The organism is Lysobacter enzymogenes (assembly GCF_900106525.1).
Classification (GTDB): domain Bacteria; phylum Pseudomonadota; class Gammaproteobacteria; order Xanthomonadales; family Xanthomonadaceae; genus Lysobacter; species Lysobacter enzymogenes.
Map to the genome: position 1 here is coordinate 301,583 of NZ_FNOG01000003.1, position 17,031 is coordinate 318,613.

At 67.5% G+C, this 17,031-nt stretch carries 35 protein-coding genes and 1 tRNA gene; 13 read left to right on the forward strand and 23 right to left on the reverse strand.

The window, feature by feature from the left end; genetic code table 11:
• Positions 1-104: 104 nt before the first annotated feature.
• Positions 105-773, reverse strand: a complete 669-nt coding sequence (locus tag BLU84_RS09010) for an energy transducer TonB (RefSeq protein ID WP_083382452.1) — start codon at positions 771-773, stop codon at positions 105-107.
• Positions 774-940: 167 nt separating this feature from the next.
• Here BLU84_RS09010 and serS point away from each other — a divergent pair, with 167 nt between their 5' ends.
• The gene (gene serS, locus BLU84_RS09015) at positions 941-2,233 is read left to right on the forward strand and encodes a serine--tRNA ligase (protein ID WP_074865434.1); all 1,293 of its coding nucleotides are present in this window, start codon (positions 941-943) and stop codon (positions 2,231-2,233) included.
• A gap of 108 nt (positions 2,234-2,341) precedes the next feature.
• Complete coding sequence (locus tag BLU84_RS09020; protein WP_074865437.1) at positions 2,342-2,725, forward strand: hypothetical protein; 384 nt, start codon at positions 2,342-2,344, stop codon at positions 2,723-2,725.
• Positions 2,726-2,837: 112 nt separating this feature from the next.
• Here the strand turns inward: BLU84_RS09020 and BLU84_RS09025 are convergent, their stop codons facing one another.
• On the reverse strand, positions 2,838-3,416 hold the full coding sequence (locus BLU84_RS09025) for an FMN-dependent NADH-azoreductase (RefSeq protein WP_074865440.1): 579 nt from the start codon (positions 3,414-3,416) through the stop codon (positions 2,838-2,840).
• A 124-nt stretch (positions 3,417-3,540) separates the two neighbouring features.
• Between BLU84_RS09025 and BLU84_RS09030 the strand changes: the two genes are divergently transcribed.
• Together BLU84_RS09030 and BLU84_RS09035 are read left to right on the forward strand one after the other, a co-directional pair.
• Positions 3,541-4,560: a LysR family transcriptional regulator gene (locus BLU84_RS09030; protein ID WP_074865442.1), complete on the forward strand. Its 1,020-nt coding sequence runs from the start codon at positions 3,541-3,543 to the stop codon at positions 4,558-4,560.
• Between the two features lie 101 nt (positions 4,561-4,661).
• A tRNA-Ser gene (locus tag BLU84_RS09035) sits at positions 4,662-4,751 on the forward strand.
• 9 nt (positions 4,752-4,760) lie between these two features.
• Here BLU84_RS09035 and BLU84_RS09040 read toward each other — a convergent pair.
• The 19 genes from BLU84_RS09040 to BLU84_RS26310 all read right to left on the reverse strand — a co-directional run bounded on the left by BLU84_RS09040 (position 4,761) and on the right by BLU84_RS26310 (position 12,391).
• Positions 4,761-5,015, reverse strand: coding sequence for a helix-turn-helix transcriptional regulator (locus tag BLU84_RS09040; protein WP_074865445.1), 255 nt, complete (start codon positions 5,013-5,015; stop codon positions 4,761-4,763).
• Positions 5,005-5,349 (reverse strand): hypothetical protein, encoded by a 345-nt coding sequence (locus BLU84_RS09045; RefSeq protein ID WP_074865448.1) that lies wholly within the window; start codon positions 5,347-5,349, stop codon positions 5,005-5,007. The genes BLU84_RS09040 and BLU84_RS09045 overlap by 11 nt, the downstream gene beginning before the upstream one ends.
• The gene (locus BLU84_RS09050; protein WP_074865450.1) at positions 5,346-5,738 is read right to left on the reverse strand and encodes a hypothetical protein; all 393 of its coding nucleotides are present in this window, start codon (positions 5,736-5,738) and stop codon (positions 5,346-5,348) included. The genes BLU84_RS09045 and BLU84_RS09050 overlap by 4 nt, the downstream gene beginning before the upstream one ends.
• The gene (locus BLU84_RS09055) at positions 5,731-5,925 is read right to left on the reverse strand and encodes a hypothetical protein (RefSeq protein WP_074865453.1); all 195 of its coding nucleotides are present in this window, start codon (positions 5,923-5,925) and stop codon (positions 5,731-5,733) included. The genes BLU84_RS09050 and BLU84_RS09055 overlap by 8 nt, the downstream gene beginning before the upstream one ends.
• On the reverse strand, positions 5,909-6,097 hold the full coding sequence (locus tag BLU84_RS26300; protein ID WP_139174844.1) for a hypothetical protein: 189 nt from the start codon (positions 6,095-6,097) through the stop codon (positions 5,909-5,911). The genes BLU84_RS09055 and BLU84_RS26300 overlap by 17 nt, the downstream gene beginning before the upstream one ends.
• Before the next feature lie 2 nt (positions 6,098-6,099).
• A complete protein-coding gene (locus tag BLU84_RS09060; RefSeq protein WP_074865456.1) occupies positions 6,100-6,390 on the reverse strand; it encodes a hypothetical protein in 291 nt (96 codons plus the stop codon).
• 119 nt (positions 6,391-6,509) lie between these two features.
• Entirely contained in the window at positions 6,510-6,701 is a 192-nt protein-coding gene (locus BLU84_RS09065) for a hypothetical protein (protein WP_074865459.1), read from the reverse strand.
• 72 nt (positions 6,702-6,773) lie between these two features.
• Positions 6,774-7,067, reverse strand: coding sequence for a hypothetical protein (locus BLU84_RS09070; RefSeq protein ID WP_074865461.1), 294 nt, complete (start codon positions 7,065-7,067; stop codon positions 6,774-6,776).
• On the reverse strand, positions 7,067-7,687 hold the full coding sequence (locus BLU84_RS09075) for a lambda exonuclease family protein (protein ID WP_083382453.1): 621 nt from the start codon (positions 7,685-7,687) through the stop codon (positions 7,067-7,069). Before BLU84_RS09075 ends, BLU84_RS09070 begins: the two co-directional genes overlap by 1 nt.
• Positions 7,687-8,517 carry a hypothetical protein gene (locus BLU84_RS09080; protein WP_074865467.1) on the reverse strand — a complete coding sequence of 277 codons (831 nt, stop codon included), beginning with the start codon at positions 8,515-8,517 and terminating at the stop codon, positions 7,687-7,689. The genes BLU84_RS09075 and BLU84_RS09080 overlap by 1 nt, the downstream gene beginning before the upstream one ends.
• Positions 8,514-8,885: a recombination protein NinB gene (locus BLU84_RS27110; RefSeq protein WP_074865470.1), complete on the reverse strand. Its 372-nt coding sequence runs from the start codon at positions 8,883-8,885 to the stop codon at positions 8,514-8,516. The genes BLU84_RS09080 and BLU84_RS27110 overlap by 4 nt, the downstream gene beginning before the upstream one ends.
• The gene (locus BLU84_RS27115; protein WP_074865473.1) at positions 8,882-9,112 is read right to left on the reverse strand and encodes a hypothetical protein; all 231 of its coding nucleotides are present in this window, start codon (positions 9,110-9,112) and stop codon (positions 8,882-8,884) included. The genes BLU84_RS27110 and BLU84_RS27115 overlap by 4 nt, the downstream gene beginning before the upstream one ends.
• A gap of 5 nt (positions 9,113-9,117) precedes the next feature.
• On the reverse strand, positions 9,118-9,933 hold the full coding sequence (locus BLU84_RS27120) for a hypothetical protein (RefSeq protein WP_170849128.1): 816 nt from the start codon (positions 9,931-9,933) through the stop codon (positions 9,118-9,120).
• Between the two features lie 13 nt (positions 9,934-9,946).
• On the reverse strand, positions 9,947-10,183 hold the full coding sequence (locus tag BLU84_RS26305; RefSeq protein WP_139174846.1) for a hypothetical protein: 237 nt from the start codon (positions 10,181-10,183) through the stop codon (positions 9,947-9,949).
• Positions 10,180-10,398 carry a hypothetical protein gene (locus BLU84_RS09100; RefSeq protein WP_074865475.1) on the reverse strand — a complete coding sequence of 73 codons (219 nt, stop codon included), beginning with the start codon at positions 10,396-10,398 and terminating at the stop codon, positions 10,180-10,182. The genes BLU84_RS26305 and BLU84_RS09100 overlap by 4 nt, the downstream gene beginning before the upstream one ends.
• Positions 10,399-10,559: 161 nt before the next feature.
• The gene (locus BLU84_RS09105) at positions 10,560-10,769 is read right to left on the reverse strand and encodes a hypothetical protein (RefSeq protein WP_139174848.1); all 210 of its coding nucleotides are present in this window, start codon (positions 10,767-10,769) and stop codon (positions 10,560-10,562) included.
• 68 nt (positions 10,770-10,837) lie between these two features.
• Positions 10,838-11,215 (reverse strand): hypothetical protein, encoded by a 378-nt coding sequence (locus BLU84_RS09110; RefSeq protein WP_074865481.1) that lies wholly within the window; start codon positions 11,213-11,215, stop codon positions 10,838-10,840.
• Positions 11,212-11,505 (reverse strand): hypothetical protein, encoded by a 294-nt coding sequence (locus tag BLU84_RS09115; protein WP_074865484.1) that lies wholly within the window; start codon positions 11,503-11,505, stop codon positions 11,212-11,214. Before BLU84_RS09115 ends, BLU84_RS09110 begins: the two co-directional genes overlap by 4 nt.
• 286 nt (positions 11,506-11,791) lie before the next feature.
• Complete coding sequence (locus BLU84_RS26310) at positions 11,792-12,391, reverse strand: helix-turn-helix domain-containing protein (protein WP_139174850.1); 600 nt, start codon at positions 12,389-12,391, stop codon at positions 11,792-11,794.
• Here BLU84_RS26310 and BLU84_RS09120 point away from each other — a divergent pair.
• The gene (locus BLU84_RS09120) at positions 12,381-12,620 is read left to right on the forward strand and encodes a transcriptional regulator (RefSeq protein WP_074865487.1); all 240 of its coding nucleotides are present in this window, start codon (positions 12,381-12,383) and stop codon (positions 12,618-12,620) included. The two genes, BLU84_RS26310 and BLU84_RS09120, sit on opposite strands and share 11 nt — an antisense overlap.
• A gap of 71 nt (positions 12,621-12,691) precedes the next feature.
• Here the strand turns inward: BLU84_RS09120 and BLU84_RS09125 are convergent, their stop codons facing one another.
• Both BLU84_RS09125 and BLU84_RS26315 read right to left on the reverse strand, forming a co-directional pair.
• Positions 12,692-12,937 carry a hypothetical protein gene (locus BLU84_RS09125; protein WP_074865490.1) on the reverse strand — a complete coding sequence of 82 codons (246 nt, stop codon included), beginning with the start codon at positions 12,935-12,937 and terminating at the stop codon, positions 12,692-12,694.
• A gap of 82 nt (positions 12,938-13,019) precedes the next feature.
• Positions 13,020-13,214, reverse strand: coding sequence for a hypothetical protein (locus tag BLU84_RS26315; RefSeq protein ID WP_139174852.1), 195 nt, complete (start codon positions 13,212-13,214; stop codon positions 13,020-13,022).
• A gap of 82 nt (positions 13,215-13,296) precedes the next feature.
• Here BLU84_RS26315 and BLU84_RS09130 point away from each other — a divergent pair, with 82 nt between their 5' ends.
• The 8 genes from BLU84_RS09130 to BLU84_RS09160 are packed head-to-tail and all read left to right on the forward strand — an operon-like array spanning position 13,297 to position 16,909.
• Entirely contained in the window at positions 13,297-13,644 is a 348-nt protein-coding gene (locus BLU84_RS09130; protein WP_074865493.1) for a hypothetical protein, read from the forward strand.
• Positions 13,644-13,922, forward strand: coding sequence for a hypothetical protein (locus tag BLU84_RS09135; RefSeq protein WP_074865496.1), 279 nt, complete (start codon positions 13,644-13,646; stop codon positions 13,920-13,922). The genes BLU84_RS09130 and BLU84_RS09135 overlap by 1 nt, the downstream gene beginning before the upstream one ends.
• Entirely contained in the window at positions 13,919-14,095 is a 177-nt protein-coding gene (locus BLU84_RS27125) for a hypothetical protein (protein WP_170849129.1), read from the forward strand. The genes BLU84_RS09135 and BLU84_RS27125 overlap by 4 nt, the downstream gene beginning before the upstream one ends.
• A 53-nt stretch (positions 14,096-14,148) precedes the next feature.
• Positions 14,149-15,162, forward strand: a complete 1,014-nt coding sequence (locus BLU84_RS09140) for a DUF1376 domain-containing protein (RefSeq protein ID WP_074865500.1) — start codon at positions 14,149-14,151, stop codon at positions 15,160-15,162.
• On the forward strand, positions 15,149-15,712 hold the full coding sequence (locus tag BLU84_RS09145; protein WP_139174854.1) for a hypothetical protein: 564 nt from the start codon (positions 15,149-15,151) through the stop codon (positions 15,710-15,712). Before BLU84_RS09140 ends, BLU84_RS09145 begins: the two co-directional genes overlap by 14 nt.
• Complete coding sequence (locus BLU84_RS09150; protein ID WP_074865505.1) at positions 15,709-15,897, forward strand: hypothetical protein; 189 nt, start codon at positions 15,709-15,711, stop codon at positions 15,895-15,897. The genes BLU84_RS09145 and BLU84_RS09150 overlap by 4 nt, the downstream gene beginning before the upstream one ends.
• Positions 15,894-16,358: a RusA family crossover junction endodeoxyribonuclease gene (locus tag BLU84_RS09155; RefSeq protein WP_074865508.1), complete on the forward strand. Its 465-nt coding sequence runs from the start codon at positions 15,894-15,896 to the stop codon at positions 16,356-16,358. Before BLU84_RS09150 ends, BLU84_RS09155 begins: the two co-directional genes overlap by 4 nt.
• Positions 16,355-16,909, forward strand: a complete 555-nt coding sequence (locus tag BLU84_RS09160; RefSeq protein WP_074865511.1) for a hypothetical protein — start codon at positions 16,355-16,357, stop codon at positions 16,907-16,909. Before BLU84_RS09155 ends, BLU84_RS09160 begins: the two co-directional genes overlap by 4 nt.
• The last annotated feature ends 122 nt before the right edge of the window (positions 16,910-17,031 follow it).

A 17,031-nucleotide genomic window follows, 5' to 3' on the forward strand; every position in this document is an offset into this window, starting at 1 on the left:
CGAGCTTCGAAGCGCGGGCGTTACCCGTGGGTGAACGTCGCGTCGATTCGGTTCAGGACCGATTCAAAAGGCTGGCAGATAGCGCCTGTGCGCCAACTCCTGCCTCACTGATTGGGATTGAACGTAATCGGCACCAGCACCGTATCGGCGACCGGGCGGCCGCTGCGGGTGGCGGGCTGGAAGCGCCAGCCGCGCACGGCGCTGAGCGCGGCGCGGTCGAGCGCGCGCGAGCCGCTGCCCTGGACCACTTCGGCCTCGGCGACATCGCCCTGTTCGGTGATCTGCACCTGCAGCCGCACCGTGCCGCCTTCGCCGCGGCGCAGCGAGGCGGCCGGATACTGCGGCGCGCGGTTGCTGGCCAGCGGCGCGGCGCCGACGTGGGCGCCGGTGGGCGCGGCCGGCGCGGCGGCCGTCGGCGCGCTCGGCAGCGACTGCGGCGGCGCCGGCGGGTTGGGGTTTTCGACCAGTTGCGGGCGCTCGTCCTGCGCCGCCGGCGCCGATTCGGGCACCTGCTGCGGCGCCGGCGCGGGACCGACGCTGCCGTCGGCGGGCGCCGGGGCCGGCAGCGGCGCGTAGAACGGCTGCTCGCTGGTCGGCGGGGTGCCGTCGGCGCGGTAGAAACCGTCGCTGCGGTTGCGGTTGCTCTGCCAGACCCAGGCGAACAGCGCCAACCCGATCGCGAAAGCGCCCACGACCCACAGCCAGGCCTTGCCCGACGGAACCCAGGCGGCGAGGTCGAAGGAACGGCGCGGTGCGGGGGAGGGCGTCGACATAGGGCGGCAGGCTCGCAGATCCGATCCGGGGGATGGCGTGCATTCTGCAACGAAATGCCGCGCCGCGCCGGCCGCCGCCGCGCGCGCGGACGCGGCGATTCGCGAAAAAGCCCGCGCGACGCGATAATCTGCGGTTCTTCCCGCCACGCATCCCCATACCGGCACCCATGCTCGATCCGAACCTGCTGCGCCAGCAGCCCGCTGAAGTCGCCGCCCGCCTCCACAACACCCGTGGCTACGCCCTGGACGCGACCGCGCTGGTCTCGCTGGAGAGCGAGCGCAAGATGGTGCAGGTGCGTACCCAGGAACTGCAGGCCCAGCGCAACAAGCTGTCGGCCGAGATCGGCAAGCGCAAGAGCAAGGGCGAGGACACCGCCGAGCTGATGGCGCAGGTGTCGGCCTCCGGCGACGAGCAAAAGCGCGGCGAGATCCGCCTGGACCAGATCAAGGCCGAGATCGAGGCCCTGGCGCTGAGCATTCCCAACCTGCCCAACGACGCGGTGCCGCTGGGCCCGGACGAAAGCGCCAACGTCGAGCAGCATCGCTGGGGCAACCCGCGCGAATTCGATTTCGCGGTCAAGGACCACGTCGAGCTCGGCGCCCGCCACGGCTGGCTGGACGCGGAAACCGCGGCCAAGCTGTCCGGCGCGCGCTTCACCGTGCTGCGCGGCGGCCTGGCCCGGCTGCACCGCGCGCTGGCCCAGTTCATGCTGGACCTGCACGTGGAGCAGCACGAGTACCAGGAAACCAGCGTGCCGCTGCTGGTCAACGCCGACTCGATGCGCGGCACCGGCCAGTTGCCGAAGTTCGAAGACGACCTGTTCGCGACCGTGGTCGGCGAGGGCGAGGCGGCGAGCAAGCGCTATCTGATCCCGACCTCGGAAGTGCCGCTGACCAACGTGGTGCGCGACGAGATCGTCGAGGCCGACACGCTGCCGCTGCGCATGACCGCGCACTCGATGTGCTTCCGCGCCGAGGCCGGCAGCGCCGGCCGCGACACCCGCGGCATGATCCGCCAGCACCAGTTCGAGAAGGTCGAGCTGGTGACCATCGCCCGTCCGGAAGAGAGCTACGCCGAGCACGAGCGCATGACCCGCTGCGCCGAGGTGGTGCTCGAAGCGCTCGGCCTGCCGTACCGGCGCATGCTGCTGTGCAGCGGCGACATGGGCTTCGCCGCGGCCAAGACCTACGACCTGGAAGTGTGGCTGCCGAGCGAGAACCGCTACCGCGAGATCTCCTCGTGCTCCAACTGCGAGGCGTTCCAGGCCCGGCGCATGCAGGCGCGCTGGCGCAATCCGGCCACCGGCAAGCCCGAGCCGGTGCACACCCTCAACGGCTCCGGCGTGGCCATCGGCCGAGCGATGATCGCGGTGATGGAGAACTACCAGAACGCCGATGGTTCGATCGCCGTGCCCGAGGCGCTGCGGCGCTACATGGGCGGGATCGAGGTCTTGGCCTGAGTGCGTCCGGCCTGAGCGCGCCCGCTCCTCACGAGCCGGGCGCGGCGCAGCCGGACTGAGCGGGCGCGGCCGCCGCCCGCGCTGCGGGCAACCACGGAGGGTCGTCGCATGGAATCGTTCTTCTTTGTGTTCGTCGTCGCCGCCAAGATCCTGCTCGCGCTGGCGCTGTGGGCGGCGGTGCAGTACGCCGCGCTCGGCCCGGCCAATCGCCGCCGGGCCGAACCGCTGGCGAACGGGCGTCTGTTCGGGCGCGCGCTGCTGGGCGTCGGCGCCGGCCTCTTGATCGGCGCCGCATCGATCGCTGTGGTCTGGGGCGCGATCGCCGCGGCCGGCGGCGAACTCGACGATGCGCTCTTTTTCCTGATCCTGCTGTCGTTGCCGGTGGCTTTCATCGCGGCGACGCTGTGCGGGTTCTGGCTGGGCCGGCGTTGGGTGTTGCAGGCGCAGCCGGGGGCCGCGCCGCCGACGCCCGCGCCGAAGACGGCCGAATAAAAAAGCCGGGCCCGCCGGGACCCGGCCCATGCCGGCGTGGGGGAGGAAGCGCCGGAAGACTGTGCGCAAGCCGCCGGCCGCGCCGGCGCGCTGCGGATTCGAACCGCCAGGTTCAGGCCGCCAGACGCTGCGGCCGCGGGATCGAGGCATGCGCCGCTGCGAGCGCGTCGGCACGGTGCTGCGGCGAATACGACACGCCCTCGGCACGTACGAATTCCACATCGGTCACGCCGATGAAGCCCAGCACGTGACGCAGATAAGTCTCCTGGAAGTCGCTCGGCTGGCCGCTGTGCAGGCCGCCGCGGCCGCTGGCGACGATCGCCTTCTTGCCCTTGGCCAGGCCTTCCGGGCCGTCGGCGGTATAGCGGAACGTCTTGCCGGCGATCGCGACCCGGTCGATCCACGCTTTCAGCGTCGAAGGAATGCCGAAGTTGTACATCGGCGCGCCAATCACGATCACATCGGCTTGCAGGAATTGTTGCAGGATGCGCTCGGATCGCTCGGTTTCGGCCGGATCGTCCTTTGCCAGGGAACGGCCGGTAAGATGGGGGATCGGGTCGGCGTCCAGATCCAGGTGCTCCACGCGCAGGCCCGGCAGATCGTCCTGCCAGCGCGCCGCCACCGCGGCGGTGAGTTCGCGAGTCACGGAATTTGCGCTCAAGGCGCTTGAATCGATGTGCAGAAGCTTCATGTCGGGACCTCGCCGGGTCGTTGGGATGCGGGCGTTGCCGCGTTGAGGCAAAGTCTGGATCGTTGCGGCAATGGGATAAAGTTGGTCCAATATCACTCGCTGTTCTAATTTTGGAACTATCGTCATGCACGATCTGAATGACCTGTACTACTTCGCGATGGTCGTGGACCACGCCGGCTTCGCCGCCGCCGAGCGCGCGCTGGGCATTCCCAAGTCGCGCCTGAGCCGGCGCATCAGCCAGCTGGAAACCGACCTGGGCGTGCGCCTGCTGCAGCGTTCCACCCGCCGCTTCGCGGTCACCGAAGTGGGCAACAGCGTGTATCGCCACGCCCAGTCGATGCTGGCCGAGGCCCAGGCCGCGCGCGAAGTGGTCGACCGCCTCAGCGCCGAGCCGCGCGGGGTGATCCGGGTCAGCGTGCCGGTCGGCCTGGCCCAGCAGCAGATTCCCAAACTGCTGCCCGAATTCCTGGCCAAATACCCGCAGGTGCGGGTGCAGTTGCACGTCAGCAACCGCCGCGTCGACATCATCAACGAAGGCGTGGACGTGGCCCTGCGCGTGCGCTCCAAGCTCGACGACGACGGCAGCCTGGTGATGCGCAGCTTCGGCCAGATCCAAGAACTGCTGGTGGCCAGCCCGAAGTACCTCAACCGCATGGGCCGCCCGACCAATCCGGACGAACTGGCCGAGCACGTCACCCTGAGCATCAGCGAAGACGACGCGCGCCAGCGCTGGGAACTGCACGGCCCCGACGGCGAAGTGCGCAAGGTCGAGCTCAAGCCGCGAGTGATGGGTTTCGATTTCCCGATGCTGATGGCGCTGGCCGAGCAGGGCGTGGGCATCACCCTGCTGCCGGAAACCGTCTGCGCCGAAGCCGTGCGCCGCGGCGAACTGGAAGTGGTGCTGCCGAACTGGCGCCTGCCGCAGGGCATCTTCCACGCCGTGTTCGCCTCGCGCCGCGGCCTGCTGCCGGCGGTGCGGGTGTTCATCGACTTCCTCGCCGAAAAAGCGCCGTCGCTGGTCGAATCCGCGCGCCTGCAATGCAGCGACATCAAGGGCGGCCCGTGCCCCGACAGCATCTCCGGGCGCGACGGCAAGGGCGCGAAGAAGGCCGACAAGGGCGCTGGCGTACCGGCCCAGGCGTGAGACAATGCCGCGCCCGGCGCAAGGCCGGGCGCGTCGCCGCAACGAGCGGCGGTCGGATCGGGCGGCTGCGCCGTCCCGCAATCCGACGATGATCCGTTTACGGAGAGATGGCCGAGTGGTTTAAGGCAGCGGTCTTGAAAACCGCCGAAGGGTCAAACCTTCCGTGGGTTCGAATCCCACTCTCTCCGCCAAGTCAAGCCCTAACGCGCTGATTCGGAAGTTTTTTTCAGCTTCTGTGCGCGGCTACCCACCATCCTACCCGCCACCTCCGATTTGGCGATCCAGTCGTCGATCCAGGCCTGCACCTCCGACTCCAGCCAGCGAACGGTGCCAGTCTCGACCTCGCGCCGCGGCGCTGGGAACGTGCCGGCGGCGATGCGATCGTAGATGGTCGAGTGCTTGTAGCCGGTGCGCTCCTCGACCTCGGCGCGCGTGAGTAGCCGCTCAGCCCCCATCGCCCCTCTCCTCGTTGGTGTTCATGCGGCTCTGCACGAGCGCATCTGCGAATGCCTTATCTCGGCGCCGTTCAGCGTCTCGCAAATCTGCGTCTAGGTCGAAGAACTCGACGCGTTGGCGAGACCGCTGCAACGTGTAGCCCCGCTTTGCCATGAACCACAAAAATACGTCTATCACATAGACCTGGCCGTCTATCCAGCTGGGCCGCTGGAAGCCTCCGCCATCATCGCCGACCAGTTCGTGCATGGTCCTGAACACCGCCTTCTGATCGTGGAAGTCGCGCAGGATCGGCGGGAGATAGCGACCGGACTTCAGCCACTCGGCAAGGTTCACTCCCCACCCCCACCCGCGCCCCGAGCAGCGTCGATTGCGGCGTCGAAGCTATCGCCGCTGAGCCACAGAATTTCGTCGTCTACTGACGGGTCGAACTCGTCCCGCAGCCACCGATACCTCTCCGCATCCTCGCGGTCCCGCGCCGTGTCCTGGGGCGCAAGATGGAGACGGTCTCCGACTTTCGGCTCGTAACCGCCGTACAACTGGATTTCGGCTGCAGCGAAGTGCGGCAGGTTCCGGTTAGTGACGAGACACACCGACGCCATCGGCTGCGCGCCCGCCGGCGCTGAGGCGTCGATCTCGCGCAGCAACGCGGTTCGGTACTGGCCGAGCGACTGGAACGTCGCAGCATGAGAGTCGTTCGCGACAAGTGCCCTCAGGTCACGCATAGCTCAGGTCCTCGATCACCGCGTCGTGCGGATGCGTTTCCGAGTCGTAGTAGTCGGTCCAAGCCTCGCCGCCGCTGGCTACCCAAGCTTTGCGCAGGTCCAATCGGCCGTAGTAGTTGTAGCGGATGAGGTAGCGGACCAGTCGGGCGCGCCACCAGAAGTGATGCAACTTAGAGCGGTCGTTCATGACGGTTCTCCTTCTCCACGTGGCGCAAGATGATTGCCCTGCCGCGGAGCGATGCAGCGATTTGGTTTGAGTGCAGGCCAGGATCTCGCTGCACCAGCTCAGCAGCGATCCGGTCGAGAAATTCGGGCGTGCCTTCCTGCACAGTTGCGCGATCCGAGGGGCGCTCAGTCATGGCTAGATATCCTTTCCGAGTACATAGGGCTTGGGAACGACTCCTTCGTCTTGAAACGGCTTGAGCGCGTCGCGCAGCACCGCTGCGCGCTGTGGGCCGAACGAAAGCCCAGGCGTCACGGCGTAGTCGCCGGTCGCTTCCGCGCCGGCGGCTGCCGCATCGGCCAGCTTCTCGACCCGCAGCCGTGCGACGTGCAGGCGATCTGCGAGGTTGCGATGGCCGAGGCACAGCAGCATCGAGATGGCTCGCTGCATCGCGTCCAGCGGGTGATCGTTGTCGTAGAGGTCAGCCATTCCCGCCGCCCTCCCGGCCCAGGGCTGCGGTGAGGGCTGCGCGCATCATTGCCTCAGCATCGTCCGAGTAGACTGGCTGAAACGTGGTGAATGCATGCAGCGCCTTCTGAACCATCTCTTCAGTGACAAACACGCTCGTTCTCCTCGGTCTCGGGCGGCCTCGCTGGGTCGATGGCCTTGACGATGTCCGCCAAGTCGATCACCAGCAGCGCCATTCGGTTCTTCTCGTCTTCGTCGCCACGCACTGCCGCAGCCATCAGGTAGGACTCCAGACGGTCGAACATCTGCTTGACTGCTTCAGTCGGCGACATGCTTCGTTTCTCGATAGGGTGGCGGCCGGCGCCAAGGCGGGGGAGGGGGTCCTTGGCGCCAGCCGCCGATGCTTAGAAGGGGTTGTCGTCGCCGAAATCGTCGGCCGGCTCGGAGCGCGGCTGCTGTCTACGCTGCTCGCGCTGCGGCGCCTGGCGCTGACCACGGCTCTGACCTTGCTCGCGCGCCTCCTGTTCGAAGCAGCTGAGGCGGCCATCGAACCAACTTCCGGTCGGAACCGCGTGCAGCTCGATGGACAGGCCACCGTCGTCCCACTCGGTCAGCCGGCCGACGTTGATCCAGTGCTTCTTGTCGTCGCCATACGGGCGGCCGGCGCAAATGTCGTAACGCTTGATCGGGTTGCCCATTAGGCGGCTTCCTTCTGCTTCAGGTCGTGGAGGACTTGGTTGATTTCGTCGTTGGCCCGAGCGCACTCATCGGCCAGTTCTCGTATCGCCTTCTCGTCGCGGGCAACGCGACAGATGGCGAGCTTCAGATGGTCGGGGAACCGCGGGTCATAGCTGGTGGCGTCGACCCATTGGCGTTTCGCGACCCACAGCTGTCCCTGGAGTTGCCACCGGTACTCGGATGCATGATCGTTGGATCGGAGAGCGTCGAGGTGCTTCGCCATGTTGGCCGGGCACTTCAGCTCGACCATTCCGTCATCGCCGACCATGCCGTCAGGAGAGACTCCGACGTAGTCCAGGCTGGTGTGCTGGATGAACCCGACTTCTTCTACAAGCTCGCCGGTCTGGGCCTCATAGGCAGCCCGCGCTTCGGGCTCGAGTTCGATGCCACGACGCATGGCATCGTTCTGGAAGGTCTCGACGTTGCTGCCCGTGAGCCGTTCGATCGCCAGACGCGTCACCAGGGCGCGGCGGTTAGCACCAGCGGTGCCGCCCTTGATGAGGTTCATCACATCGGCAAAGGACGAACCAGTCAGCTTGCCGCAGCGGGCCGCGAACCATTCGGAGGTGCGCTGATCCATCACTCGCCCTCCGCTTCGTCTTGCGCGCGGGCGTCGGCAACATCTGCCAGGTCCTTGAGTCGGCCCATCTGATCCGTCACCAGAAGTCGGCGTTCGCGAGTCCAGCCCTTCCACATGGTGTTGAACGCCGCAGCACCCTTCTTCGCTTCGGCTTCAGCCTCAGCCAACGCTTCCTTGCGCTCGGGTGTGTCTGCCGGCGGCGCGCTGGCGTGCTTGGACGGCTTGACCTGCTGGCCCACCAGCTCGGCCACAACCTCTTCCGGCAAGTCCTCGATGTCCTGAGTGAAGATGTCGGAGGCCGCGGTGCAGGTGATGACTGCGTCGACCTGGGCGCGCTTCTTCGCCATCTTCAGGATGGTGTTGCTTACGTCTGCTGGGTTGGTGCGAACCTGCTTCTTCTCGCCGTCGCGGGTGTACTTGATGCGCCGGCGGTTCTCAGGCGTCGCGTTGAACTCCTTCTCGTTAACGGAAGCGCGCCAGGCGTACTTGTCCTCCTGGCTGCTGCACTCGCCGATGCCGGCGCCGACGAACTGACCGCTGGCAGTGCTCAGGCGAACCTTAACGCGGTAATGCACTTCGCCATCGCTTCCCAGCGACTCGACCTCGGGATCGCCAGCAAGCCGGAAGGTCGCCATCAGCTTCTCGGCGCCAGCCTTCCACAGGCTCTTGCCGTTGGTGCCGGGGATCTTGCCGTAGTGCGTGCCTTCGATCATGACCTCGCGCATTACGTCCTGCACGAGATTGACCTGCGCGCGGACATCGGCCGCGGTCAGCGATCGCGAACCGTAGTTCTCGACAGCCGGCTGGAATTGGACAACTTGGTTGTTCATGCCACGTCTCTGAAGTCGTTGGGGTTGTGCCCGAGGCCAAGCAGCACCGCGTCCGACCAGCGAACGGGCTGCGCCTTGAGGCCTTGGGAAGACGGGTCATCGCCGATGACGAGGCCCTGAGTAATCGCGCCTTGCGCCTGCTGCTTGGTCAGCTTCAGGCTGCTGCTGCCGAGGAGGACGATGCCGAACTGGCCGTCTCCCTGGTTGATCGTCGGTACCGCGCGCCAGCCTGCAGCGGTGCCGCTGAGCAGATGCCGCCAGTCGTCCTTGTCCAACCGGCACCCGTGCCAGTTGATCTGGCGCGCCAAGTCGCCGCAGATTGCGTTGAGCATCCGCAGCTGCTCCTTGGTGACGCCGGCGCCGCTCACAGATGCGCTCCCGGATCGCGAATCTTGCTCAGGACGAACGCGACGAGCAGCACCAGCGATCCGAACAGGACCAGGCCGAAGACCACGTACGGATGCGGCAAGAACAGCGCCAGCGCGCAGCCCGCCATCAGCAGCCAGGAACAGGCGTAAGCGACGTAGTCGCGCCACGTCATCGGCATCGACAACTCGCGGCCCGCGCGCGGGTTCGGTTCGATTTGGGCGGTCATGGCCGTCAGACCCCGACCTGATCCAGCGCGGCGAACAGAGCATCGCGCTCGGCGATCCACGCCGCCGACCGCGCCGCCGACCGCGCCGCCGACCACGCCGCCGACGCCGCCGACCACGCCGCCGACTCCGCCGACCACGCCGCCGACTCCGCCGACCACGCCGCCGACCGCGCCGCCGACCGCGCCGCCGACCACGCCGCCGACGCCGCCGACTCCGCCGACTCCGCCGACTCCGCCGACCACGCCGCCGACTCCGCCGACCACGCCGCCGACCGCGCCGCCGACTCCGCCGCCGACCGCGCCGACCACAGGTCGCAGGATTGACCGCCCGCAGCGGCCTCGTGTGCGCGTCGGCCGACCTCCAGAGCGGCGATGGTCTGTTCGACGGCCTCATGCACGCCGTGCGGATGTTTGGCCTCCAGGGCGACGCGCTGGGTTGCGAGCGCACGGTCGATACGAGCGACAGCGATCCGGTGCTTGACCGGTTCCAGATCCACGCCGACCGGGATGCGTTTCGCCAGTTCGACATGGAACTGCGCGCGCTCGTCCTGGCCGAGCCCTTCGAAGATCGAGTCTTGCAGGCGGATCAGCCATTCCGGGAGTCCGCGGGCCTCGGCGACAGTCTCGTGCCAGTTGCCGTACTCGTCCGGGTTGATCTCGTGCGCGAAGCAGCCGACCGAGCAGCCGCGGAAGTTCGCGCCGCTGCCCTCACCGTAGGTTCCCGACATCAGCATGTCGGCTGCGGCGTGGTGTTCGGCCTGGGCGACGTGCTCGGCCTTGAGGGCGGCGTCGCCGCGGAAGGAGAGCGTGTTCGTGGTCATGGTCAGTCCTTGGTCAGACGCGGCCGCGCCAATAGGCACTGGCTTCGCGGGAAAATGTGGTGAGTACGTCACGCGGGCGCTCGGTGGCGAAGCGGCGGTAGTCGGCGCGAGCGGCGGCGGCGTCCAGGCCCGACGGCGCACCGAGCGCAGCCATGCGGGATTCGGGAATGACGTCGATCACTGCAATGGCATCCCGGATCAGCGCGCGGCGCTGCCTCGCGCGAGAGGCTTCGGAGCGGTTGCGGCTCACTTCGCACCCCCGACGCGGGCGAGGGCGGCGCGTGCTTCCGCTTCGTCATGCTCCGCGCCGCAATGGTGCCGCCAGTGCAGCAGCCCGACTTTCCGCATCCGGTCGAAGCCAGAGCAGCGCATGCAGTACGGGCAATAGCTCGGATCGCGTAGCGCGTTGGCGACGACGATGCTGTCCTTTGCGGCCGCCAGCACATCCACAGTGGGCTCAGACATGGCGTGGTTCCTCCGACTTCCAGGCGAACGGGGTGCGCGAGTACAAAGCCGGATCAGCGTTGCACCGCGTGCAGACGGCATCGGCCATTGAGGGGTAGAGGTAGCGAGACCATTCCTCGCCGAAGCGATCTCGCACTACGTAGTCGGTCAGGGTGATGGGCTCAGACATGGCGGCGGGCCTCCACGGCAGCGAGGGCGGCGTGAAGGCGGTCGAACATGCGGTCGTCGCCGTCATGACGAGTTGCGAACCTTTCGACCGCTGCCGCGGCTTGGACCAGCTCATCAAAAGCGGTGACGGCGGCTCGGGTTTCGTCCTCGGACTCTCGCCAGCCTTGCGCGATGTGCGGCCGTTCCGTGACCTTCTCGGCCATAACCACTTCGGTTCTGCACTCAGCCGCACGGCGCTCAAGCACAGCCCTGACATCCACGGCCCCGGCGCTCACAGAGCCACCCGCGCACGGCCGCGCTGGAACAGGTCGCCGATGGCCTCGGCGGTGCGGACCTTCCGGTAGCCGGTCTCGTCGCCGACGTCGCGCTTGGCGAAGCGGAGGAGGACGGCATTGATGAGTTCATCCTCGCGGGCCTGTAGGGCGTGTCGATCGGCTTGGCGGCCGGTCATGAACGCCTTCACCCTGAGAGGCATCAGCTCTTCGTTGTGGTCGCAGTCGACTTCGTTGATGGCCCGCTCGATCGCATCCGGGCACTTCTCCAGCTCCGACACGCGCTTCGACACCGCCTCGCTGTATCGGTCGTGGCGCTCACCCTGGATGTCGCCCTCGGCGTCGTACTGCCGCTGGGCCTGGCGGAGCGCGCTCACAGCGCACCGGCCTGCGCGAGGCGCGCGCCCTCGGCGTCGTAGTGGTCGGCCGATGCAACCAGCGCCGCGGCGAGGTCGCGCGCCTGCGCCGTCGTCATGTACCAGCTGAACTGACCACTGCTGTACTGGCCCACGCTCAGCTTGACCTGCCAGGCGCTATTCAGGGCCGTCGCGTAGACATCCGCCCTGTAGTCAGCGGCGAAGATGGTCAGGCTGGCATGACGCTCATTCGTCGAATCAGCCGGCGCGCCGGCGGTCTCGGTCTGGTCCGTGCTGCGGTCGGTTTCCATCTGCTTGCCCCGTGGCGGCCGTGTGGTGGCCTTGGGGCAACTAAAGCATCGCTTGAGTTATATATCAAGCGACGCTTGAGTTAAGCCGACGAACGGTCAATCTGCGCAGGGCTGCAGTTGGACGCGATATCAGGAGGAGGGGGGCTTCGAGGTGATGCTGCTCGCCAGCGAATCTGCCGTGGAGAGGGGCTTTCTGGGACGCAGCTTCAGCGTCACGACATTGCCGCCTGGCCCAAGTGGCAGTTCGGCCTGTACTGGCGCCGGCGCGGCGCGGACGCGAAGAACTTCAGCTCTGGCGTGAACCTTTTCCGCCAGCGCCCACAGCATCCCGTCGGTCCAAATCTCCATCGCGCCCCCGGGCTCGAAGCCATTCGCCCATCCGCATTGATGCATCCTCCAGATCGTAATCGGAGGGCTTCAGCGACACGAGGTCGTAGGCCATAAGCAGCGCGTCAGCGTTCTCATCCGAAATGCCAAGTTGAACACCCTGCATCCGTGACACAAACGACAGTAGCCGCATCGCTGACCGGAGGGTTGCAGGGTCTGGTCGCCCTGGTTGCGACGGTGGGTGAGACGCAGATTCCGGGTACTGCTCTTGCAGGAAGAACTCGACGGGACGGCCAGTCAGTTGAGCCAGCTTAGGCGCCTTGCGCTTGTCGAACTTGCCAGTGCGAATCCAACTCGACACGGCTTGCTCGGTGACGCCAAACGCGGCCGCGATCGACGCCTGAGAGTGCGCGCTCCCTTCGATGGCTTCTTGAATGCGGCGAGCTAGGACGGAATTTTCAAGCATCGCTTGATGATCCTCCGACCGCTGGTCGGACGGAAGCAAGCGACGCTTGACCACAAACTCAAGCGATGCTTTAGTTCGGGCCATGAACGCCATCACTCATGCGGTCCAGAAGATCGAGGGCGGCCAGGCCGCGCTCGCCCGGGAGCTCAACATCTCCCCTCAGGCCGTCAGCCAGTGGGTGAAGGGGCATCGCCCTGTGCCTGCGCGGCTGGCTCTCCGCATCGAAGAGCTGACCGGAATCACTCGGTTTGAACTGCGGCCGGACGTGTTCGGGCCGACTCCCACGGTCTCGCACGCCAGCAGCGCTGAGGCCGCTGCCTGACATGAGCCTCCGGACCCGCATCCGCGATTGGCTGCTGGCGCCGTCCCGCGAGGAGCGGGGCGCGCTCTTGGTCAGTTCTTCGGACCTGGGGGAGACGACATCCCAACAGCTTCCGCCTTGTCTGCCGCCCGGATCATGGCTTCTCCCAGTTCGCGAAGCTGAGCTGTGTGAAACACGTAGTTGGGCGATCGATGAGCTTGCCCAGGGGTTTCCATCAAGCTCACGAGGTAATGCAGCGTGAGCATCACTGCGCCCATCGCGGGAATGCTGCTGAGGTCCCAGCCCGCTACGGGGCTCAAAGGGATTTCGTCGGTCATGCCGGTCTCCGGTGTAGGTGAGGGTGGGTCGCACCTCCAAGCCTATGCCGGCGGCCGGCGCCGTTCCACGACGGGCGCGCACTCAGCGCTCCTCGCGCCGGCTTGCCCAGGGAAAGACGAGCACCCGGGCGACGTGACCTTCGGTCAGCACCAGCGCGCACGCCGTCAGCGGCCGCACTTCGACACCGTCCGCATGCCGCGTCACGGCGTACGGGTTTCCGTCCTTCCAGACCAACGCCGTCACCGGCGCGGCCTCCGCTCTTCCTGAAATTTCCACGGGCTCGGTTCCATTCGGGGCCGGGCCAATTCTTCGCACTGGCGCTGATAAGCGCTGATAACGAATCGAATCAGGGGTTCTCATGCAGCAGCTCGCTCTCTCCTTCGAGCCCGGCCTGGCCCAGCGGTATCGCGACCTGCGCGAGTGCTTCGCGTCGTGCGTGTACCAGCGTGGGCTGGGCCGGGTGGCCGCCGCGGTCGACGAGAAGCCGTCGAACTTGAGCGCGATGCTCAGCGGCGACCGCAATCTCGACACCGCCATCATCGAGCGGTACATGCAGCACTTCGAGGACACCACGCCGGCGCTGTACATGGCCGCGCGCTGGCTCACGTGCGCCGAGCAGCGGCAGCGGCAGGCCCTGGCCGAGCTGCCGGAAGTGGTCGCGCGGCTGAATCGGCTGATGGACGCCGCGGGTAAGGGGGCTTCGTGATGGCCGCCTTCTTCGTTGGGCAACGCGTGCGGATCAAGAATGCCGAGCGTGACGCGAGGCGCTTCATCGGCTCCGAATGCCGGATCGTTGGGCAGGAGCAGTTCGTAGAGGCCGACTACTGGGTTACCGACCTAATCGACCCTACGGACGGTCTCGCGTGGATGCAGGACAAGAGGAACGCCTCGGACGTTTTCGAGCCGATCCTCCCCGAAGGAATGCAGCCGGCGCGCTGGGAAGACTGCGCGTGGAAGCCGCAGGGGCAAGAGGTGACGGCATGAACCGCGCCGAACTCCCGCCGCTGGAATTCGTGCTGACGCCGGCAGACCGCGACCGCGCGGCGCTGGCCACCGTCCACCTGGAGGCGCGCAGGCGCGCGCTGAACGATCGAGACCGCCGGCAGCAGCGCGACGAGGATGCGCGCGAGCTGGAGCGCGCCTTGGAGCGACCGTGACGGCGCAAACACCACCGGTCCCAGCGAACGTTGACCTGCGCGACTTCCCGTACATGCCGCTCGACGTCGTGCGCCTGCGCGACAGCGAGCTCGCGACCACGTCAAGCGGCGAGGGGTTCCGCTGCGCGGTGCTGCTGTGGTGCGCGGCCTGGCACCAACTGCCGGCGGCGTCGCTGCCGGACGACGACCGATTGCTGTCCCAGTACGCCGGATTCGGCCGCTCGATCAAGGAGTGGCGCAAGCACCGCGCCGAGGCGCTGTACGGCTGGACGCTGTGCGCCGACGGCCGCTTCTACCACCCGACCGTGGCCGAGAAGGCGCTTGAGGCCTGGGCGCAGCGCCTGCAGCAGCGTTGGCGCACCGAGTGCGCGCGGATCAAGAAGGCCGCGCAGCGCAGCGACGCGCTCGCGGTGTACCCGACCTTCGAGCAGTGGGAAGAGCACTTCAACGCGACTGGTTCGGAGCAGTGGCGTCCCGGCGTTGTCCCCAGTGCTGTCCCTGGGGACAACGGCGATGTGTCCCCAGTGACAGAGGGGGTATGTCCCGACTCTGTCCCCCGGGAAACGGCATCCAAGGGAAGGGAAGGGAAGGGAAGGGATCTTTTAAGTACTGAGGGTTTAACCAGAGACCCGCCTGCGGCGGCTGGCTCGGACGAGCGGCCGGCCGACCACTGGGGCCAGCTCGAGGGGCACGAGAACCCCGCGCGGCCGCTGCTCGACCCCGTCGTCGCCTGCGCCATCGAGCTGCGCCGCGCCGGAATCCAGGTCACCCGGCTCGACAAGAACCTCGGCCCGTTCGTGGCCGAGGGCGGCACCGCCGGCGCGATCGTCGAGCTGTCGACCATGCCCGAGTACCGCGACAAGCCCCCCGCCTACCTCACCGCCGCCGCGCTGCGCCAGCTGCGCGAAGCCAAGCAGAACCCGAACGGGAGCACCCATGCGCAACATCAGCCAGCTCGTCGACTCAGCGCTGCCGACCGCGTCGCGGAGAACGTCCGAAGTGCCGTACAGCGACGCGCCGGCGACGCCGACGCGATCGACGCCGAATTCTCCGATGTCCCGGGCTGAGTACATCTGGGCGCACATGGCCGCGCGCTACGGGCACACCTGGGTTTCGCAGTTCGGCGACTCGCCTGACGGCATCGCCGGCCGGGCCTGGTCGGACGATCTCCAGGGGCTGAGCCGCGCGCAGCTGGACGCCGGCATCGCCGCGTGCAAGCGCGAGGCCGGCGATTTCCCGCCGTCGGCGCCGCGGTTCCGCGCGATGTGCCTGGGCGTCCCGACCTTCGCCGAGGTCAACCGCGAGTTGCTGACCGTGGTCAACGCCGAGCGCAGCGCGTTCGCGCGGCTCGTCTGGCAGCACGTCGACGGCTACCAGCACCGGCACGCAGCGGCGAAGGACGCCGAGCGCATGCGCCGCGACGCGTTCGAAGCAGCTTCGCGCTACGTGCTCGACGGCGGCGCGCTGCCCGGCCCGGTCGCTGGCGTGCTGGAGCACGATGCCGCGCCGAAGCCGGTCGGAATTCCGGCGACCCGCGAAGGACGCGTGCAGCGCATGAGCGACCTGCTGGGCGAGGCGTTCAATCCGGTCGCGGCCGCGCGGAGGGACCTGGTATGACCACCGAGCCGCGCCCAATCCTGTCCGACGATGACGTGCTGACGCTGCTGCTCGCCGGCTGCAACGCTCGCGAGATCCAGGCCTATGCCGGCGTGTCCAACAGCACCGCGGTGGCGATGGTGCTGCACGCGCAACGGCAGTACACCGCCGCGCCGACCGCGCCTCAGCTGAGGCTGCCGCGATGAGCTCCATCACCCTCGTTCTGCCGTACCCGCTGAGCGCCAACCGGTACTGGAAGGCGATCACCATTCCCGGCCGCACGATGATGGCGCCGACGAAAGAGGCGACGGCCTACAAGCGCGAGGTCGCGTTCATTGCGCGGCATGCGGGCATCGGCGACGTGATCCGCGGCCGCGTGGCCGTTTCGATCCGCCTGTACCCGGCGCGGCCGGCCGATTGGGCGAAGCGCGCGCGCAAGGATCCATTGCACTGGGACGACACCGTCCGCTGCATCGACCTGGACAACGCGCGAAAGGTGCTCTACGACGCGTTGAAGGGCATCGCCTTCGAGGACGACAAGTGGATCCGGCGCGACGAGGCCGAACGGTGCGAACCCGACGAGCACGGCGCGCGCGTCGTGGTCACGATCGAACCACTGCAGCGGGCGGCGATCGCGCCGGGGCTGTTCGGCGAGGTCGCGGCTTGACGTCCGACGAGCTCGAACTGCAGCTGCTCGCCTGGGGCCGCGCCTACGGCGAGCGCCGCGGCGCCGAGTGGGACGAGGACCGCAGCCCGACGGGCGATAGCCCTTCCGCGCGCGGCCTGCAGTTCGCGCCTGGCACACGCGAGAACGCGACGCGCCGGCTGTCGTCGATGAGCCGCGGTGGGTTTGACCGCCGCGCGCTCATGCACGCGTTCGCGGCGGCCGGTGCCGATGGAATCGCACCGCTCGCGCCAACCTGGGCGTGCGACCCGGTCCACTTCACCGAGACCCGCCAGTACCACAGCGCGCCGCCGCGCTATACGCCGACCTTCACGGCCGAGCTCGAGCACGTGCAATCGGCTTGGCTGGCGCTGCGCAGGCACGACGCGCTGCCGGCCGAATGCCTGCGCGTCCAGTACCAGGTCCGGAACCTGACCCGGCCGGAGAAAGCCGAGCTAGTCGCGGAAACGCTGAGCTCCAGCGTCGGGGTCAAGCGCTTCAAGGACGAGCTCAGCCGCGCGCGCCTCTGGATGCTCGCCAGGCTCGCCCCTTGACTTGGGACGTCCCGAGGGCGTAGAAAGCGCGCATCGTCAAGAATTGTCCCTGCGGCTCGCTAAACCAATGGAAAAAGCATGAGGATTGCAGCGCCAGAGTAGCGGGGCACCGCGAAATGGAT

Excerpts from the sequence above, each read along its gene's own strand:
- BLU84_RS09080 (WP_074865467.1), bottom strand. The coding sequence starts at position 8,517 with ATGAACAACCAAGTTGTCCAATTCCAGCCGGCTGTCGAGAACTACGGT.
- BLU84_RS09010 (WP_083382452.1), bottom strand. The coding sequence starts at position 773 with ATGTCGACGCCCTCCCCCGCACCGCGCCGTTCCTTCGACCTCGCCGCC.
- BLU84_RS09055 (WP_074865453.1), bottom strand. The coding sequence starts at position 5,925 with ATGAACGACCGCTCTAAGTTGCATCACTTCTGGTGGCGCGCCCGACTG.
- BLU84_RS09130 (WP_074865493.1), top strand. The coding sequence starts at position 13,297 with ATGCAGCAGCTCGCTCTCTCCTTCGAGCCCGGCCTGGCCCAGCGGTAT.
- BLU84_RS09120 (WP_074865487.1), top strand. The coding sequence starts at position 12,381 with ATGAACGCCATCACTCATGCGGTCCAGAAGATCGAGGGCGGCCAGGCC.
- BLU84_RS09125 (WP_074865490.1), bottom strand. The coding sequence starts at position 12,937 with ATGACCGACGAAATCCCTTTGAGCCCCGTAGCGGGCTGGGACCTCAGC.
- BLU84_RS26310 (WP_139174850.1), bottom strand. The coding sequence starts at position 12,391 with ATGGCGTTCATGGCCCGAACTAAAGCATCGCTTGAGTTTGTGGTCAAG.
- BLU84_RS09140 (WP_074865500.1), top strand. The coding sequence starts at position 14,149 with ATGCCGCTCGACGTCGTGCGCCTGCGCGACAGCGAGCTCGCGACCACG.
- BLU84_RS09025 (WP_074865440.1), bottom strand. The coding sequence starts at position 3,416 with ATGAAGCTTCTGCACATCGATTCAAGCGCCTTGAGCGCAAATTCCGTG.
- BLU84_RS26300 (WP_139174844.1), bottom strand. The coding sequence starts at position 6,097 with ATGACTGAGCGCCCCTCGGATCGCGCAACTGTGCAGGAAGGCACGCCC.
- BLU84_RS09065 (WP_074865459.1), bottom strand. The coding sequence starts at position 6,701 with ATGTCGCCGACTGAAGCAGTCAAGCAGATGTTCGACCGTCTGGAGTCC.
- BLU84_RS09070 (WP_074865461.1), bottom strand. The coding sequence starts at position 7,067 with ATGGGCAACCCGATCAAGCGTTACGACATTTGCGCCGGCCGCCCGTAT.
- BLU84_RS09155 (WP_074865508.1), top strand. The coding sequence starts at position 15,894 with ATGAGCTCCATCACCCTCGTTCTGCCGTACCCGCTGAGCGCCAACCGG.
- serS (WP_074865434.1), top strand. The coding sequence starts at position 941 with ATGCTCGATCCGAACCTGCTGCGCCAGCAGCCCGCTGAAGTCGCCGCC.
- BLU84_RS09100 (WP_074865475.1), bottom strand. The coding sequence starts at position 10,398 with ATGTCTGAGCCCACTGTGGATGTGCTGGCGGCCGCAAAGGACAGCATC.
- BLU84_RS09105 (WP_139174848.1), bottom strand. The coding sequence starts at position 10,769 with ATGGCCGAGAAGGTCACGGAACGGCCGCACATCGCGCAAGGCTGGCGA.
- BLU84_RS09075 (WP_083382453.1), bottom strand. The coding sequence starts at position 7,687 with ATGGATCAGCGCACCTCCGAATGGTTCGCGGCCCGCTGCGGCAAGCTG.
- BLU84_RS27125 (WP_170849129.1), top strand. The coding sequence starts at position 13,919 with ATGAACCGCGCCGAACTCCCGCCGCTGGAATTCGTGCTGACGCCGGCA.
- BLU84_RS09020 (WP_074865437.1), top strand. The coding sequence starts at position 2,342 with ATGGAATCGTTCTTCTTTGTGTTCGTCGTCGCCGCCAAGATCCTGCTC.
- BLU84_RS09115 (WP_074865484.1), bottom strand. The coding sequence starts at position 11,505 with ATGGAAACCGACCGCAGCACGGACCAGACCGAGACCGCCGGCGCGCCG.
- BLU84_RS09060 (WP_074865456.1), bottom strand. The coding sequence starts at position 6,390 with ATGGCTGACCTCTACGACAACGATCACCCGCTGGACGCGATGCAGCGA.
- BLU84_RS09040 (WP_074865445.1), bottom strand. The coding sequence starts at position 5,015 with ATGGGGGCTGAGCGGCTACTCACGCGCGCCGAGGTCGAGGAGCGCACC.
- BLU84_RS27120 (WP_170849128.1), bottom strand. The coding sequence starts at position 9,933 with ATGACCACGAACACGCTCTCCTTCCGCGGCGACGCCGCCCTCAAGGCC.
- BLU84_RS09050 (WP_074865450.1), bottom strand. The coding sequence starts at position 5,738 with ATGCGTGACCTGAGGGCACTTGTCGCGAACGACTCTCATGCTGCGACG.
- BLU84_RS09150 (WP_074865505.1), top strand. The coding sequence starts at position 15,709 with ATGACCACCGAGCCGCGCCCAATCCTGTCCGACGATGACGTGCTGACG.
- BLU84_RS09135 (WP_074865496.1), top strand. The coding sequence starts at position 13,644 with ATGGCCGCCTTCTTCGTTGGGCAACGCGTGCGGATCAAGAATGCCGAG.
- BLU84_RS27115 (WP_074865473.1), bottom strand. The coding sequence starts at position 9,112 with ATGACCGCCCAAATCGAACCGAACCCGCGCGCGGGCCGCGAGTTGTCG.
- BLU84_RS09145 (WP_139174854.1), top strand. The coding sequence starts at position 15,149 with ATGTCCCGGGCTGAGTACATCTGGGCGCACATGGCCGCGCGCTACGGG.
- BLU84_RS09030 (WP_074865442.1), top strand. The coding sequence starts at position 3,541 with ATGCACGATCTGAATGACCTGTACTACTTCGCGATGGTCGTGGACCAC.